Here is a 14,347-nt window from a genome sequence, read left to right as displayed (position 1 = left end):
GGGCCTGCCGGTAGCGGGCACGAGGACGGCCCTCCGTGCTGCCGACACGGAGGGCCGTCCCGCACCGGGGGATCGGTGCTACCGAAACGTCATTTATTTTCCCTGAAGTTAGGTTAGCGCGTTGTGGGCGTCTCGTGAAGAGTGTCCGATTGAATAGGTCTGCTGCGGACCGGTAGCGCTGCCAGCAGCGCCAGCCCCAGCAGCACGTACACATTGTGTTCTAGGAATCCGGCGACGGTGTCGGTGCGCACCAGGGCGGTACCCCAATTCTGGAACGTCACCACCCCGTACACGATGACCACCGTGACACCAGCGGCAAGCAGCCACAGCCAGCGGCGCCTGCTGCCCGGCCTCGCGCCGAGCGCGGCGTCCACCAGCACCACGACGGCCGGCACGAACCAGTAGATGTGATGGGGCCAGGTGATCGGGCTGATCAGCGCCCCGACCAGGCCGGTGAGGGTGAGGCCGGTCAGCGCGTCGCCGGCCCGGGCCGCCCGGGCTGCCCGCCACAACCCGTACCCGGCGACCACCGCGACCAGGGCGAGCCACAGGAGTCGGTCCGGCTCCTGGGGCACGGTGAGGCGGTGGATCAGACCGAACAGGGACTGGTTGCCGGTGTAGTCGGTGCGGCCGACCCGGTCGGTCGCCCACAGCTCGTGCGTCCAGTAGCGCCACGATTCGAGCGGCAGTACAGCCGCGGCGAGCAGCGTCGCTCCCGCCGCCGTCGCGCTCGCCACCGCCGCCGCCCGCCACTGCCGGGAGGCCAGCAGATAGACGATGAAGATGCCCGGATACAGCTTGAGCGCCGTCGCCAGCCCCACCCCCACCCCGGCCCAACGTCCGTTCCGCGGTACGGCGAGCAGCAGGTCCGCCAGGATCAACACCACCAACAGCATGTTGATCTGCCCGAAGGTGATGGTCTCCCGGGTGCTCTCCACGGCGAGTACGAGCAGCACCGCCACGGCGAGGGTGAAGACTCGGGGCAGGTGGTGCCGGGCGATCACCGGGTCGACCAGCCACCGGGTGGTCACCACCACCGCCAGCACGGTCAGCACCGTGAAGATCGTTATGGTGGCGTCCAACGGGAGCAGCGCGAACGGTGATAACAACAGCGCGCCGAGCGGTGGGTAGGTGAAGTACAGCTCGCCCTGCAACAGGTCCGGCTGGGCGTAGTCGTAGAGCGGATTGCCGGCGGCCCACCAGTTCATCGCCGACATGTAGATCTTCAGGTCGTAGAATTTGTGCCACCCCTTCTGATAGAGCGCGGGCAGCACGGCGGCGATAGCCAGAACAGTGACGATCCGACGCGCCGTCCGCCCGCTGGTGTCGTCCTCGATGACGACGGGAGGGGAGACGGGTTCGGCTGGCACGAGAGAACCCTAACGGTCGCGGTGCCGACAGATGCGCGGCGCGCGGGCCGCTGGGCTGCGCGTAGGCTGTGCCGGTGGCAGATCTACTTGTCTGGATCGACTGTGAAATGACCGGCCTGGACCTCGGCGGCGACAAGCTGATCGAAGTCGCTGCGCTCGTTACCGACCCCGATCTCAACGTGCTCGGCGAGGGCGTCGACGTGGTGATGCACGCCGACGAGGCGGCGCTGGAGAAGATGCCCGAGATCGTGGCGACGATGCACGCCAAGTCCGGGCTCACCGAGGAGGTCCGCCGCTCCACGATCGGGCTCGCCGAGGCGGAGGAGATGGTCCTCGACTACATCACCAGTCACGTGAAGGACCCGCGTACCGCCCCGCTCTGCGGCAACTCGATCGCCACCGACCGTGGCTTCATCGCCCGGGACATGCCCCGGCTGGACAACCACCTGCACTACCGGATGATCGACGTCTCCTCGATCAAGGAGCTCTGCCGGCGCTGGTACCCCCGGGTGTACTTCAGCCAGCCGCAGAAGGGCCTGGCGCACCGGGCGTTGGCCGACGTTCGCGAGAGCATCCGGGAGCTGGAGTACTACCGACGGACGCTCTTCGTGCCGCTGCCGGGGCCGGACGTGGAGAGCGCCAAGGCGGTCGCCGCGAAGCTGTAGCCCGTAGGGCCGAACCCGCTGGACGCGGCGGGGCCGGTTGCGGCTATTATTGGTCGCGCCGCCAGGGTGATCCCTGGTGCGGCGGATGGTGGCTGTAGCTCAGTTGGCAGAGCACCGGGTTGTGGTCCCGGTTGTCGTGGGTTCAATTCCCATCAGTCACCCAGCAGGTGGAGCTACCCCACCGCAGCTCAGGCCCCCTCCACGGAGGGGGCCTGAGTCGTTGTAGGGGCAATATAGGGGAACTCAACCCTGGCCGTCGGCCCTGCGGCGCATGATCCCGTCGGCGTAGCCCTCCGCGTAGGTGGCCCGGACGGTTTCCTCGGCCTCGGCGGCAAGCTGTTCGCGAAGGTGAACCTCCAGCAGGCGCCGTTGATCGACGACCGCCGTCTGCCTGCGGGTGTCCGCCCGGGCAAGCAGCTCGCCCAGGACGAATTCCCGGCGCCGCGACTCCAGGTCGTGGCCCATCACGTCGATGGCATCCCGACAATGCCGGACCTCGTTCCGGAGCCACGCGTTCTCCTTTCGGAGCCGCTCGATCTCCTGCTGGTACAGGCGTTCGCGCTTATTGGTCATTGCGCGCTGGTAGGCGGCGGTGGCGGCGTTGGCCACGCGGGCGACCAGTGGTACGGGCGGGCGACGGTGGGGGTGGGAGGGATAGTTCATGGCGTGTTGATGGCCTCCGGGTGAGTGCCGATGAGGAGCGAGTTAGCCGAACACACGTACGAACAGATGGGAAGACTTCTCGTACTCGCCTTTCGCGCTAATGCTGGACGTGTGTACGAGGCCGGTCTTGATCGGCCGGCGGTGATCCTTCGATGTATCGATGGGCGGTCTGGCGGAGCAGGTTGATCAGTTCGGCGACGAGTGCGGTCGGCTGTTTGCGGTGAACGATGCTGATTTGGCGGGCCGGATGGCGGTCTGCCACGTCGAGTATGTGGATTCCGGGTTCGTCGTTGAGGACCATGGCCGGGACGAGGGAGATTCCGAGCCCGACCCGGACGAGCGCGAGGGTGAGGCCGTAGTCGGCGGTTTCGTAGCTGATCTGGGGTGTGAATCCGGCGCGTGCGGCGAGGGTGTCCAGGCAGACGCGGTTGGGTGCGCCGTGGCTGCCGGAGATCCAGTGTTCGGTGTTGAGGTCAGCGAGCTTGAGTTTGCCGGTTGCGGTGGTGGCCAGTGGATGCGCGGCTGGCAGCACGATTCGCAGCGTGTCGGCCAGCAGGGGCCGCCGGGCGAGCCCTTGCGCGGGTACGGACGCGACGCTGGGGTACCGGTGGGTGATGAGCAGGTCGAGGTCGCCGGAGGTGACCAGCCCGTAGCCGTCGGGTGGTTCGAGGTCCAGCAGTGATAGCTGGACCTGCGGGTGTCGTTCGCGGAGCGCGGCGAGAGCGGCCGGCACCAGGGTCGCGCCGGCGGTGGCGAAGGTGCCGATGGCGATCCGGCGCTGCTCGGCGCTCACCGCAGCGGCTGCCGCCGTCTCGGCCTCCCGTAGCTCTCCAAGGACACGTTCGCTGTGCCGGACGAGGACCGCACCGACCTCGGTGAGGCGTATCCCGGCCCCGCTGCGTTCGGCCAGTCGGGCGCCGAGTTCGGATTCCAGCTTGCTCAATTGCTGTGACACGGCCGACGGGGTGTACGACAGCCTGCGGGCAGCCGCGGCGATGGAGCCGGCGCGGGCGACTTCGACCAGCACTCGTAACCGACCGACGTCGAGGGCCATTAAGTGATGCTAACGGGCAGTGAGCAGGATTCGCTGGTGCTTAACCCCTGTGCTGCCGATGATGAGGGCATGACCGTGACTACCCACGCCGCACTGGGCGTCGGCACCGCCGAGGTGGCCGCTGCCGCCGAGACGATCGGGCCGTACAATCGTCGGACGCCGTTGCTGGACGCCGAGATCGACGGGCGGCGGCTGTTGCTCAAGCTGGAGCACTTGCAGCGCAGTGGCTCGTTCAAGCTGCGCGGCGCGCTCAACGCGATGCTCACCGGGCCTCGTGCAGAGCATGTGGTCACCGCGTCCGGTGGTAACCACGGCCTGGGCGTGGGCACCGCCGCCGCGCTGCTTGGCTTGCCGGCCACCGTTTTCGTGCCGACCACGGCCCCGGCGGGCAAGGTGCGACGTATCGAGGCGACCGGCGTGCGGCTGGTGCGCCACGGAGCGACGTATGCCGAGGCGGCTGCCGCTGCGGCGGAACTGGCCCACCGTCCCGGCCACCGCTACCTGCCCGCGTTCGATGACCCAGCCGTGATCGCCGGCCAAGGCACTGTCGCTGCCGAGATCATCGCCGAAGCGCCTGACGTCGACGCGGTGGCGGTGGCGGTTGGTGGGGGCGGCCTCGCCGCCGGCACCGCGCTGGCGATCGGGCCTCGTACCACGGTGGCCGTCGAACCGTATGACTGTCAGTGTCTGGCCAACGCGCTTGCGGCGGGCCGGCCCGTCGACGGCCCGGTCGACTCCGTGGCCGCCTCGGCGCTGGGCGCCAGCCGGATCGGCGAGCTGCCGTTCGCGATCCTCCGGCGCAGCCACGTCCAGTCGGTGCTGGTGAGCGACGCCGAGCTGCTGGCCGCCCGTGATCTGCTGTGGGAACAGTTTCGCATCGCCGCCGAGCCCGCCGCAGCGGTCCCGTTCGCGGCCTGGCTCGCCGGCCGTGTCCCCGGACAACTGCCCTGCGTGGTCATCTGCGGCGCGAACACCGACTGGTCGCCCGACCGAGCGTAGAGCGCGACTCGGCAAGATCCGTCCAACCTGAGATCGGCACCGCTATCGGCGCGAAACGGTGTGCGAGCGCGCGAGTTGGTCGATGCCTGCGGCGTGTCGAGGTGACCTTCCGAAGTAGAAGAAGGAGCATCCGCGGTTGCCCACAACTCGCGAGAGAGTCACCGCCGATGATCCGGGTGTCCACCCTACCGGGGTCGCTGAGGCGCGTGCTGGAACCGTTCCGGCCGTGCTTCACCACCCCGACGTTCACCACTTTCGTGACCCTGCTGGCCGGCATGATCGTCCGGCCCGGGCAGCGCACCGTCTGCGGCATGCTGGCCGGTGCAGGGCTGGCCGGCGTGTGGCATCACAGCCGGGCGCACCGGTTCTTCGCCGCCGCTCGATGGCGGCCCGACGCGGTGGGCCTGACCGTGCTGCGGTTGATCGTCGGACATTTGACGCCGGTCGGAGCACCGCTGCTGATCGCCGTTGACGACACCCTGTTTCGTCGCTGCGGCCGGAAAATCTTTGCCGCACACTGGGGCTACGACGGGTCGCTGAAGGTCGCCAAGGGCAACCAGAAACTGTCCCGCGGCAACACCTTTGTCGTCGCGGCCGTCGTGGTCGAGCTGCCGTTCCTGGACCGGCCGGTCGCGTTGCCGGTGCTGGCCAGGCTGTGGCGGCGCGGCGGGCCAACCAAGACCATGCTTGCCCGCGAACTGATCGAGCTGATTGCGGCGGCGGCCGGCCGGATCGTGCACGTGGTTGGCGACGGCGGCTACGTCTGCACCGAGCTACGCCACCTGCCGCCCAACGTGACCCTGACCGGGCCGCTGCCCAGCCACGCCAGCCTCTGGCACGTTCACTCCGACCTCGACCAGCCACCACGGATGCGGCGACGTGGCCGGCCCCGCGTCTACGGCGCACGTATCGGCACCCCCGCCGAACTGGCCGCCGCGACACCGGCAACGCCGGTGACCGTGACCCGCTACGGCCGCGCCACCACCGTGCAGCTGCATCATCAACGCTGCCTGTGGCGGGGCGTGTTCGCCGGCCGCCCGGTGCGCGTCCTGGTCGTCACCGAGCCCGGCCAACCCACCATCGCGCTGGTCACCACCGACCTGACCACCCCGATCTCCGGGATCGTGGAACGCTACGCCGCACGCTGGTCAATCGAGGTCACGTTCGAGGACGCCAAACAGATCACCGGCGTCGGCGAAGCCCGCAACCGCACCCAACGAGCGGTGGAACGCACCGTGCCGTTCGGGCTCTACACCCAGAGCGTCGTGATCGTCTGGTACCACCTCGCCGGCCACCACCCCAACGTCGTCCGTGACCGCCGCGACCGCGCGCCCTGGTACACCACCAAGCGCCACCCCTCGTACCTCGACATGATCGTCAAACTGCGACGCGTCCTGATCGCCGCCCAATATCAAGCCGAAGTGCCCAGCCAGCCGACCCCGGAGGAAATCCACGCCGTCCGCCTGGCCTGGGCGCAGGCAGCCGCATAGCCGCGAAAGCCGAATCTCGTAGGTGTGTCGATGAATCCGCCCGGCTAAGGGCGGCGATGGTGCGCGGCCGAGGGCCACGACCCCCGTACGGAAGCCCCGTCACCGTTGCTCGTGATCACTGATCAGCCGGAACGAGTTTAGTAGCGTATCCATAGTCGACAACTGATATCGATGAATGATTTTGGCCGTCCCAGTGACGTTTTGAATGTCTTCCGAGATGCCTACGCATCATCGACTGTCCTCGACACCCAATTCAGATAGCCGGTAGCCCCCGCCACCAATGGCACCGCTGTCACCTGCGGGTCTGTCCACGGGTGCGCCTGATGTAGACACGCCTCCAAATCGGGATAACGGGCCAGGGTGGTATACAGCAGCACCTGCCACTCCTCACCCACACCTTGCTCGCCAAGGTGCCAGAACACCGATGTCACCGGCCCGACAATCTGGGCACCAGCCGCGAGGCGTCGCCCTACGGCCTGTTGGGCGAGTTCCACCGCGACATCTCGGGACGGCGCGGCCGTCGATACCTGCACGTAGTCGCTCACCTGGCACACCCTAGCCGCAAAGTGTCCGCGGACAGCACGGACAAGCAGCGGACAACTCTTCTCTCGACCGCGACTGCGCAATACGGAAAGGGTGGAAACGGCGGCAACGTAACCGGGCAACAGCGCGGGATCAGTGCCGCGCCGTGACATCCCTTTGGGAGACAGCGCATGCGCACGTGGTTGTCCAAGTTACGTTTCGCGCGTGCCAGGGCGTTCCCGCCGGTCCGCACGGCTGGACGCGGTCGGCCCCGCCACCCGGTACGCGGCACGGGCCGGCGCCTACTCCCCGCTGCACAACCAGCCGACGGTCATCTTCGACAGCCGGCCGCTGCTGACCCCGTTGGCCCGGCAGCGGGCCTGCGGCCGGTGATGGCCACCCACGCCCGGCCCCGCCCCGGCCTGTCGACGGTCCAGCTACGGAACCGGATGATCCTGTCCGCCCGGCGGATCATCACCGAGCACTGGCCGCGGGTGGACCGGTGCCCGATCTGCGGATGCGGGTGGCCGTGCCCGCCCACCGAGACCGCCTACGACTACCTGACCTCGGTCGGCCAGGGCGGGTGGGCACCTCCGGGGCGCACGGGGAGCCGGCCGTGATGCCGGCCAGGGGCCAGGCCGCAGCCCGGCCGGAAGTGCCCGGCCGCGCGGGTTGCGGGCGGGGGACGTGATCTGCCTTGACCGAGGTGCCTCTGCACCGGTAGCCGACCAGCGCCGTTTGTCTGGTTTAGGGAACTTATTCGGATTAATGCCCTTTAGTTGCTTATGCCGGCTTAGCGTTGCTGGTGGCTGCTACCGCCTGGCTTGGTAGCCGAGGAACACCAACCCGGCCGTTGCCTGGACTGGTGCCGCCTTGCCGCTCACGGGGAAGGACGCCGACGCCGCGATGAACCAGAAGGACCACGCCCACGGACCCGAACTGGACGACCGGGGGGAGAGCCGGGCAAGGCCACGGCGGCGGTGGTGGGCCATCGGGGTGGCCGGGATGACCGGCCTGGCCCTCACCACTGCTGCCACGCCGGTCGCCGTGCCCGGCGGCGACCGGTCCAGCAGACCCGCCAACGACCGGCCTCCGAGTTGGGAGCTGCGTGCTGATGAACGCGCTACTGGCCAGGACGGCAAGAGTGACCGGGCCAAGGGCAAGCCGGTGGGTACGCCGGTCCCCTGTGACGCAGACCGGCTGGTCGCCGAGATCACTCGGGCGAACGCCCGCGGTGGTGCCGTGCTCGACCTGGCAAGAGACTGCACCTACCTGCTCACCGCCGACCTCGACGGCAGCGGGCTGCCCGCCATCACCACCCCGATCACGCTCAACGGCGGCAAGAACACCGCCATCGAACGCTCCGCCGCCGCCGACCAGTTCCGCATCCTCACCGTCAACGTTGGTGGCGACCTCACCCTCAACCACCTGACCATCACCGGCGGTCACACCAACAGTGCGGGGGGAGGGGGAATTCTCGTCAACGCCGGCGGAATCCTGGCCATCAACGACAGCACCGTCACCCGCAACCTCTCCGGCGGCAACGGCGGCGGAATCCAGAACGCGGGAACCACTGTCGTCACCCGCTCCAACGTCAGCCGTAACACCGCCAACCAAACCGGTGGCGGAATCGAGAGCACCGGCCAGTTGGAGATCGTCAAGTCGCAGGTCGACAACAACTTGGCCGTCCTCGCCGGTGGCGTTTTCGCCCCGGACGTCACGATCCGAGCGGGAAGTATCTCTGGAAATCATGCAACTTCCGCAGTCGGCGGGCTGTTCGTCCAGGGCGGCGTCAGCACAGTCATTGGCACCCGGATCGCCGGGAACACCGCCATCATCGTGGGCGGCGCCGCTGTGACCGTCAACGGTGAGCTGACGTTGCAGCACGTCAAGCTCGCGGATAACACGGCCAACGTCGTCGGCGGACTGTTCGTCCAAGGAGGTGCCGTTGTCGGCAGTAGCGCCGTCGTTGTGGACAGCGTCATCGAGAAGAACGCCTCCACGGACAGCATTGCTGGTGGCGTCTTCAACGGGGGCCAGATGGTAACGCGGCGCACAAAGATCACCGACAACCAAGCCGGGCTGGGCGGCGGCGGGATCTTTAACACCGGCACCGGCACGCTTACCCTCGACGCCACCAAGGTCGTCAAGAACATCGCCGGCACCGAGGGTGGGGGCATCCTCAACGACGGCACGGTCGAGTTGAACACCGCCACCGGCACCATCGTGGTCAAGAACCGGCCCAACAACTGCGTCAACGTTCCCGGCTGCCCGGGCTGACCGGTTAGTAGTCAGCGGAGGGAGATGTCCCCGACTCCGCCGGCACTGCGCTGCCCTTGACGTACTCCTCCCAGCTCAGGTTCCAGTCCGTCCAGCCGTTGCCGTTCTGCAGCTTCCGTTCGGTGCCCAACACCTGGATTGGGTCACCGATCCGGGTGTTCTCGAAGAGCCAGGCGCCGTTGGCCATCGATACGTTGACGCAGCCGTGGGAGACGTTCACCGAGCCCTGCTGCCCCTCCGACCAGGGCGCCGCGTGGATGAACTCGCCACCCCAGGTAAGCCGCTGCGCGTACTCGATGTCCGTGCGGTAGCCCTCGTCCGGCCCCAGCTCCTCAAATGTGTCGAAGACCGTCTCGCGTAGCTTCTCCATCACCACCATGGTGCCGCTCGACGAGGGCGTGGACTTCTTGCCGAGGCTCACCGGGATGGTGCGCACCTTCTCGCCGTCCTTCGTGACCACCATCTGCTTCGTCTTGTTCTCCACCGTCATGATCAGCGCTGGGCCGATCTTGATGTCGACGGTGAGGTCGGCCCGGCCGTACCAACCGTCACCGAGCGGCAGGCCACCAGCCTGCACCCGGTAGGAAACGGTGCTGTTCGCCTGCCAGAACTCCCGCGGGCGGTACCGCACCTCGGTCGGGCTGACCCAGTGCCACACCCCCTCCTGCGCGGGGGTAGCTGTCACCGTCATTCGCCGCTGCACGTCGTCCCGGTACTCCTCCGGGATGTCCCGTCCGAACTTGACGATGAGCGGCATCCCGACCCCGACCACCTGCCCGTCACCGAGGAAGCTGCTCACCCGAACCTGCTGATCGGGCTTGGCCATCGTGGTGAAGGTGCTGGTCGTGGTGGCGGGACGGCCGTCGTCCCCGGTGGCGGTGACGGTTGCTGTGTACGTCTCGCCGTACTCGAGCGCACCGGTGGGCAGCCAGCTCGCGCCGTCGTCGCCGAGCGCGCCTTCGACGGCCCCGCCCGCCGAGTCAACCAGGGCGACAGTGGTCTCCTGGGACTGCTCCGCGGTGAAGGCGATGCCCGTGGAGGGCGGGTACGTCCCGGGCGTCGGCGGCCGGCTCGACGATGCTGACGGAGGCCAGTGGGGGAGGTGGCGCGTCGTCAGTCTTCTTGTCGGGCTGTTTGTCTCCGGAGGAGCAGGCGGCGGTGAGCGCCAGGGCGGTAGTGAGCAGCCCGGCCGTGAAGGCATGTCGGCGTCGACCGGGACGGTGTTGCCCGCGCTGGAGCGGCGGGTCCTTAACGGCTCGCATGTGCTCTTCCTTACTCCTCGCCGTCGAAGAGCTGGACCCGAGCCGGTGATCAACCGGCTCTTGGCCCTGTCTCCAACACAGTTCGCACGCACCTGGCGCACATCGTGCCGCAACCATGCCCCGCCGCACCGGCCCGCCCAGAGCCATCCTGGTGGTTTTGGTGCTATCTGTACGGATATCTCGACCGAAAGAGGGGAGCGGGGATCGGATTACAAGCCGGCTGAACTGGCGTGCTAGGGTTCTCCCCGTTGCCAACGAGCGCCGCTAGCTCAACTGGCAGAGCAGCGGACTCTTAATCCGCGGGTTCGGGGTTCGAGTCCCTGGCGGCGCACCAGCGAGCAAGGCCCTGACCTGGTACTTCTGTGCCAGTCGGGGCCTTTTTCGTCGGTGTCTGTCGATATCTAGCGCTGCCGTGAGCCCGAGGTGAGCCCGGGAGTGTATTGCCATGCCATCAGGCGGTGGAAGCCGCCACCGCCTCAGGGCGCCTGTTCATCGATGTCCGCCGACTTACCGGGCTGTGAGCCCGGGTGAGCCCGGGAGCGCTTCTGCCTGGGCACCAGACGCGCGGCAGCCTCCGCCGCATCGTGCGCCACCTCCGGCAGAACCGACGTGTACGTGTCCGACGTGAGTCCGATGGACGAGTGGCCCAGCATCTCCTGTACCACCTTCCGGTCGACCCCGGCCGCGAGCGCGATCGTTGCCGCACCATGACGGAGGTCATGCAGCCGGATCGGCGGAAGGCCAGCCCTCCGGGTCAGCCGCTCGAAGCGGGCTGTCAGCCGGTCTGGTTCGATCCACCCCCCTGTTGGCTGGGTGAACAGTCGACCGCTGTCCACCCATGCCGCTCCGGCCCTCTCACGCGCCTTGCGTTGCCGCGTGAGGTGCCGCTTGAGCGCCCTCACGCTCTCCCGATCCAGCGCAACGACGCGATCCCCCGCGTCGCTCTTCGGTGTGCCTTCCAGCGTCTGTCCTCCGAACGCCACTAGCTGAGTGCCGACGGTGAGGGTTTGCGCTTTGAGGCTCAGGTCTTCTGGCCGCAGGCCGCACGCTTCGCCCCGTCGCAGCCCCCGGAACACGATCAGGTGAAAAAGCGCGTACAGGTCGTCATCACCGATCGAATCCAGGAACGCGCCGGTTTGCTCTGGTGTCCACACCATGACCGGTGACGGCTTCACGCCGGTAGCTTGCCATTGCGCCACCCGGTCATCAGTCCATACAAGCGCCTTCGGGCGCTTTACGGAATCCAGTTCGACATGTGTGGCAGGGTTGAACGTGATTAGCTCCTGGGCTATCGCATCGTTGAGTGCTGCGCGGAGCGTTGCCCTGATGTGTCGCTGCGTTGCCGGTCCAGCTACCCGCCGGAATGGGGGCATCTCCGCAATAGCGGCACGCGCTATACGGCGATGCTGCCGCCCCTTGAGCGCCTTTAGCTCATCGATAGCGGCGTGCCGTAGCGCGTTCGATTCTTTAATCTCGATGTTTTGCTCAGTGATCCCAGCGAACATCTCTTTTAGGTGAGACACCCTAAGCCGGTCTAGCCGTATCTCCCCGATGCGAGGCTTTAGGTGATTCTGGATGTCTCCGACGTACCTGTTCTTCGTGCTGGGGCGGATTTTGCGGCCCGAGATCCACTCGTCCAGCCACTCCCCGACCGTGATCTTCGCGGTAAGTGACTGCCCGCTGTGGAGCTTGCGCTTTGTCTCGTCGAGGTCGGGCAGTGGCCCTCCGCTGGATGCGACATCCGCCAGTAGGTCCCCGATGCGCTGCCGTCCGTCCGCGTCGTCACTGTCAGGCAGCGCCAGCAACGCCCGTAGGGCGTCAAGGTCCGCCTGTGCTTCCGTGCCGATCGTGTAGCCGGACCGGCGGAACGTGCGCCGTTCGCCGTCCGCTGTTGGCGGTAGCTCCTGACGGACGCCCCAGGTGCCGTGACGGCGTTGGTTGAGCTTCGGGCAGGACTGCCCGTACTGTTTGCCTGTCTGTGGATCACGGCAGGCACAGCGACGGAATGTTGATCCTCTCAAGGTTCCTCCTAGCGTGCGCTCGGTACCAAAGTTGGTACCAAGCACGGTACCAACCATCATGGAGACGTGAAAGGGCAAGGATGCAACAGCGGCGGCGACACACAGACAGCGCGCGGGAGTTGCCACCCCTACCGCCCGGCAGCGAGGATAAGCGCGATCGACAAGTAAAGATCCGGCTCTCAGAGCGAGAGGCCAAGGCCCTAGAGGACCGGCGGCCAGACCTTACGGTTGCGGGCATTGTCTCCCTGTTGGTTGATGACGTCCTAGAGGGTCGCCACAATCCTTCATGGATGCTCCGATCGGACGACACTGACCCCCAATAGTTCAAGGATGGCCGGGATCGGAACAACGTAGCTACGCCCAACCCGGATGACCTGCACAGGAAACTGCCCTTGCTGGGCGAGTGTGTAGGCTTTGCTGCGGCCGATGCCGAGGATTGATCCGGCCGTGGCGACATCCGTTGTCACGCCGAGTGCACGAACAGACTCAATCGTCCAGGGCTCGTTGGTGCCGTCTTTGGACATACATCTCCTTCCGTTGGGAAGACAAGTTTGTGGCTCCGCTTGAGGCTTAAAGCCAGTGAGGCACTTACTCAGGCAGCCTGATGGACACTTCCAGCCCAACTTCAGGATCGATCAAGGGTCCACGTGTAGCCCGACCTTGGAGCGACAACCATAGCAGCCACTGCAACACCCCTCGCTAAGATCTGATGCAATCCGCGTCAGCCACAGCGAGTTAAAACGTGGATATAGCGATAGGGAAAGGGAAGGGTTTGCATGACTTTTTGTTTGCTGGCCCGTACGGGGCCGTGCATCAAACTGAGCTGCGGAGGATCAGCCGTAACCCCGAGGTCGGACCGGCGCACGTACGGCTGTTCATGCTGGCTATGGCTGAGGCTAACCAGATTGGGCACGCTGAGTTCCGCGCCGGGGCGCTACGGGAATTCCTCGGCCGACCAGACCGGGCGACCGGGCGTGTCATGCCCAGCTCTGCTGTTACGGTCAGCGACGCTATCGCGAAGGCGAAGCGGCTAGGGATGCTGCACGTCGATTCGTGCGCTCGGTGCCTGGTGCTGTCGTCGTACCTTTTCCAGAAGGCCGGGAGGGGCACCATGTCGTGTAGCTTCCACAATGTTCGCAAGGCCCGGATCGAGGCTGCTTAGCCGCTGCGGCTAAAGCCTTTAGCCGTGAGCGCTAAGCGATGTACGGTGTGACCTGCGCAAACACAAACCGCTCTCACTATAAATTAGTGCGTGTTCCCTGTGCTGGTTGACTCCCCCTCACCCGTAGAGTGACGCAAGTCACTCGTTCAGGCATACGGGTTTGAACGTGGTTATTAAGGGTGAGGGGGTTTTACGGGAGGGAGGGGAGGGAGCGAAGGCGACCGACCCGACCGACCCAACAGTGACCTACCAGTGAGGGCAGCCCCTCGGCTGCCCAACAGTCACTACTGCTAACAGCAACAGGGCAGCCCCTAGGCTGCCCACTCACAGCAACTACAACCAATAGTCACAGGGCAGCCCTCAAGGGCTGCCTAGTAGTAACAACTAACTACAGTGGCAGCCCTCAAGGGCTGCCTACAGTAACAAACCATAGCTTTAGCTACTACTGTTGGCATTCCCCCAAGAATGCCAACCAACAGAACCAACTAACACCACTGTTCCGCAAAGGCGAGGGTCTGCTGCACCGATGGGTGACAGTTCCAGTTACGCGGCCTGACTGGCCGGTGGGGTCATGGTGGTCTCGTACTCGATAGGGGTCAACCGGGACAGGGTTCGTTGGCGTCGGCGGCGGTGGTAGGTCCGTTCGATCCAGGTCACGATCGCGGTCCTGAGCTGTTGGCGGGTGGTCCAGGTTCGGCGGTCGAGGACGTTGTTCTGTAGCAGGCCGAAGAAGGATTCCATGGCGGCGTTGTCGCCGGCGGCGCCGACTCTGCCCATCGATCCGGTCATGTGGTGCTGGTGGAGGGCGTGGACGAATTTCCGGCTTCGGAATTGCGACCCGCGGTCGGTGTGTAGCACG

General features: G+C 66.4%; 13 protein-coding genes, 2 tRNA genes and 1 pseudogene. 8 read left to right on the top strand and 8 right to left on the bottom strand.

Going from position 1 to position 14,347, the window contains the following annotated elements:
* Nucleotides 1-113: 113 nt before the first annotated feature.
* Nucleotides 114-1,370: a glycosyltransferase family 87 protein gene (locus K228_RS0111765; protein WP_025618612.1), complete on the bottom strand. Its 1,257-nt coding sequence runs from the start codon at nt 1,368-1,370 to the stop codon at nt 114-116.
* Nucleotides 1,371-1,438: 68 nt separating this feature from the next.
* On the opposite strand from K228_RS0111765, the gene orn reads away from it, so the two are divergent.
* Both orn and K228_RS0111755 read left to right on the top strand, forming a co-directional pair.
* Nucleotides 1,439-2,035, top strand: a complete 597-nt coding sequence (gene orn, locus K228_RS0111760) for an oligoribonuclease (protein WP_025618611.1) — start codon at nt 1,439-1,441, stop codon at nt 2,033-2,035.
* Between the two features lie 88 nt (nt 2,036-2,123).
* Nucleotides 2,124-2,196, top strand: a tRNA-His gene (locus tag K228_RS0111755).
* Between the two features lie 82 nt (nt 2,197-2,278).
* Here K228_RS0111755 and K228_RS0111750 read toward each other — a convergent pair.
* Together K228_RS0111750 and K228_RS0111745 are read right to left on the bottom strand one after the other, a co-directional pair.
* The gene (locus K228_RS0111750; RefSeq protein WP_245603455.1) at nt 2,279-2,698 is read right to left on the bottom strand and encodes a hypothetical protein; all 420 of its coding nucleotides are present in this window, start codon (nt 2,696-2,698) and stop codon (nt 2,279-2,281) included.
* A 97-nt stretch (nt 2,699-2,795) separates the two neighbouring features.
* Entirely contained in the window at nt 2,796-3,752 is a 957-nt protein-coding gene (locus K228_RS0111745) for a LysR family transcriptional regulator (protein ID WP_025618610.1), read from the bottom strand.
* 69 nt (nt 3,753-3,821) lie between these two features.
* Here K228_RS0111745 and K228_RS0111740 point away from each other — a divergent pair, with 69 nt between their 5' ends.
* Nucleotides 3,822-4,751 (top strand): serine/threonine dehydratase, encoded by a 930-nt coding sequence (locus K228_RS0111740; RefSeq protein WP_025618609.1) that lies wholly within the window; start codon nt 3,822-3,824, stop codon nt 4,749-4,751.
* Nucleotides 4,752-4,918: 167 nt separating this feature from the next.
* The gene (locus K228_RS0111735; protein WP_080671581.1) at nt 4,919-6,241 is read left to right on the top strand and encodes an IS701 family transposase; all 1,323 of its coding nucleotides are present in this window, start codon (nt 4,919-4,921) and stop codon (nt 6,239-6,241) included.
* A gap of 221 nt (nt 6,242-6,462) precedes the next feature.
* On the opposite strand, the gene cutA is transcribed toward K228_RS0111735, so the two are convergent.
* Entirely contained in the window at nt 6,463-6,795 is a 333-nt protein-coding gene (cutA, locus tag K228_RS27005) for a divalent-cation tolerance protein CutA (protein ID WP_025618607.1), read from the bottom strand.
* 193 nt (nt 6,796-6,988) lie between these two features.
* Here cutA and K228_RS28820 point away from each other — a divergent pair, with 193 nt between their 5' ends.
* The 3 genes from K228_RS28820 (at nt 6,989) to K228_RS0111715 (ending at nt 9,043) form a co-directional block, all read left to right on the top strand.
* The gene (locus K228_RS28820; RefSeq protein WP_188116192.1) at nt 6,989-7,156 is read left to right on the top strand and encodes a hypothetical protein; all 168 of its coding nucleotides are present in this window, start codon (nt 6,989-6,991) and stop codon (nt 7,154-7,156) included.
* Nucleotides 7,156-7,383, top strand: a complete 228-nt coding sequence (locus tag K228_RS29485) for a hypothetical protein (protein WP_025618606.1) — start codon at nt 7,156-7,158, stop codon at nt 7,381-7,383. Before K228_RS28820 ends, K228_RS29485 begins: the two co-directional genes overlap by 1 nt.
* 286 nt (nt 7,384-7,669) lie before the next feature.
* A complete protein-coding gene (locus K228_RS0111715) occupies nt 7,670-9,043 on the top strand; it encodes a hypothetical protein (RefSeq protein ID WP_025618605.1) in 1,374 nt (457 codons plus the stop codon).
* A 4-nt stretch (nt 9,044-9,047) separates the two neighbouring features.
* On the opposite strand, the pseudogene K228_RS25540 reads toward K228_RS0111715, so the two are convergent.
* Nucleotides 9,048-10,305: pseudogene (locus K228_RS25540) on the bottom strand (L,D-transpeptidase).
* A gap of 258 nt (nt 10,306-10,563) precedes the next feature.
* On the opposite strand from K228_RS25540, the gene K228_RS0111705 reads away from it, so the two are divergent.
* Nucleotides 10,564-10,639: transfer RNA gene (locus K228_RS0111705), tRNA-Lys, on the top strand.
* A 142-nt stretch (nt 10,640-10,781) separates the two neighbouring features.
* On the opposite strand, the gene K228_RS27000 is transcribed toward K228_RS0111705, so the two are convergent.
* From K228_RS27000 to K228_RS0111690, 3 genes are all read right to left on the bottom strand, one after another.
* Complete coding sequence (locus K228_RS27000; protein ID WP_245603454.1) at nt 10,782-12,371, bottom strand: site-specific integrase; 1,590 nt, start codon at nt 12,369-12,371, stop codon at nt 10,782-10,784.
* A gap of 239 nt (nt 12,372-12,610) precedes the next feature.
* The gene (locus tag K228_RS26995) at nt 12,611-12,850 is read right to left on the bottom strand and encodes a DNA-binding protein (RefSeq protein ID WP_080671579.1); all 240 of its coding nucleotides are present in this window, start codon (nt 12,848-12,850) and stop codon (nt 12,611-12,613) included.
* A gap of 1,181 nt (nt 12,851-14,031) precedes the next feature.
* Nucleotides 14,032-14,347 (bottom strand): integrase core domain-containing protein (locus K228_RS0111690; protein ID WP_025618602.1); only part of this gene is annotated, 316 nt, incomplete at its 5' end.

Source organism: Salinispora cortesiana (assembly GCF_000484695.1).
GTDB classification, from domain to species: Bacteria; Actinomycetota; Actinomycetes; order Mycobacteriales; family Micromonosporaceae; genus Micromonospora; species Micromonospora cortesiana.
The sequence above is the reverse complement of the archived record's forward strand: the minus strand, read 5'-3'. Positions and strand labels throughout refer to the sequence as shown.

Coding starts and splice junctions, on each gene's coding strand:
- K228_RS0111750 (WP_245603455.1), bottom strand. CDS start 2,698: ATGAACTATCCCTCCCACCCCCACCGTCGCCCGCCCGTACCACTGGTC.
- K228_RS0111745 (WP_025618610.1), bottom strand. CDS start 3,752: ATGGCCCTCGACGTCGGTCGGTTACGAGTGCTGGTCGAAGTCGCCCGC.
- K228_RS0111740 (WP_025618609.1), top strand. CDS start 3,822: ATGACCGTGACTACCCACGCCGCACTGGGCGTCGGCACCGCCGAGGTG.
- K228_RS0111735 (WP_080671581.1), top strand. CDS start 4,919: ATGATCCGGGTGTCCACCCTACCGGGGTCGCTGAGGCGCGTGCTGGAA.
- K228_RS29485 (WP_025618606.1), top strand. CDS start 7,156: ATGGCCACCCACGCCCGGCCCCGCCCCGGCCTGTCGACGGTCCAGCTA.
- K228_RS0111715 (WP_025618605.1), top strand. CDS start 7,670: ATGAACCAGAAGGACCACGCCCACGGACCCGAACTGGACGACCGGGGG.
- K228_RS26995 (WP_080671579.1), bottom strand. CDS start 12,850: ATGTCCAAAGACGGCACCAACGAGCCCTGGACGATTGAGTCTGTTCGT.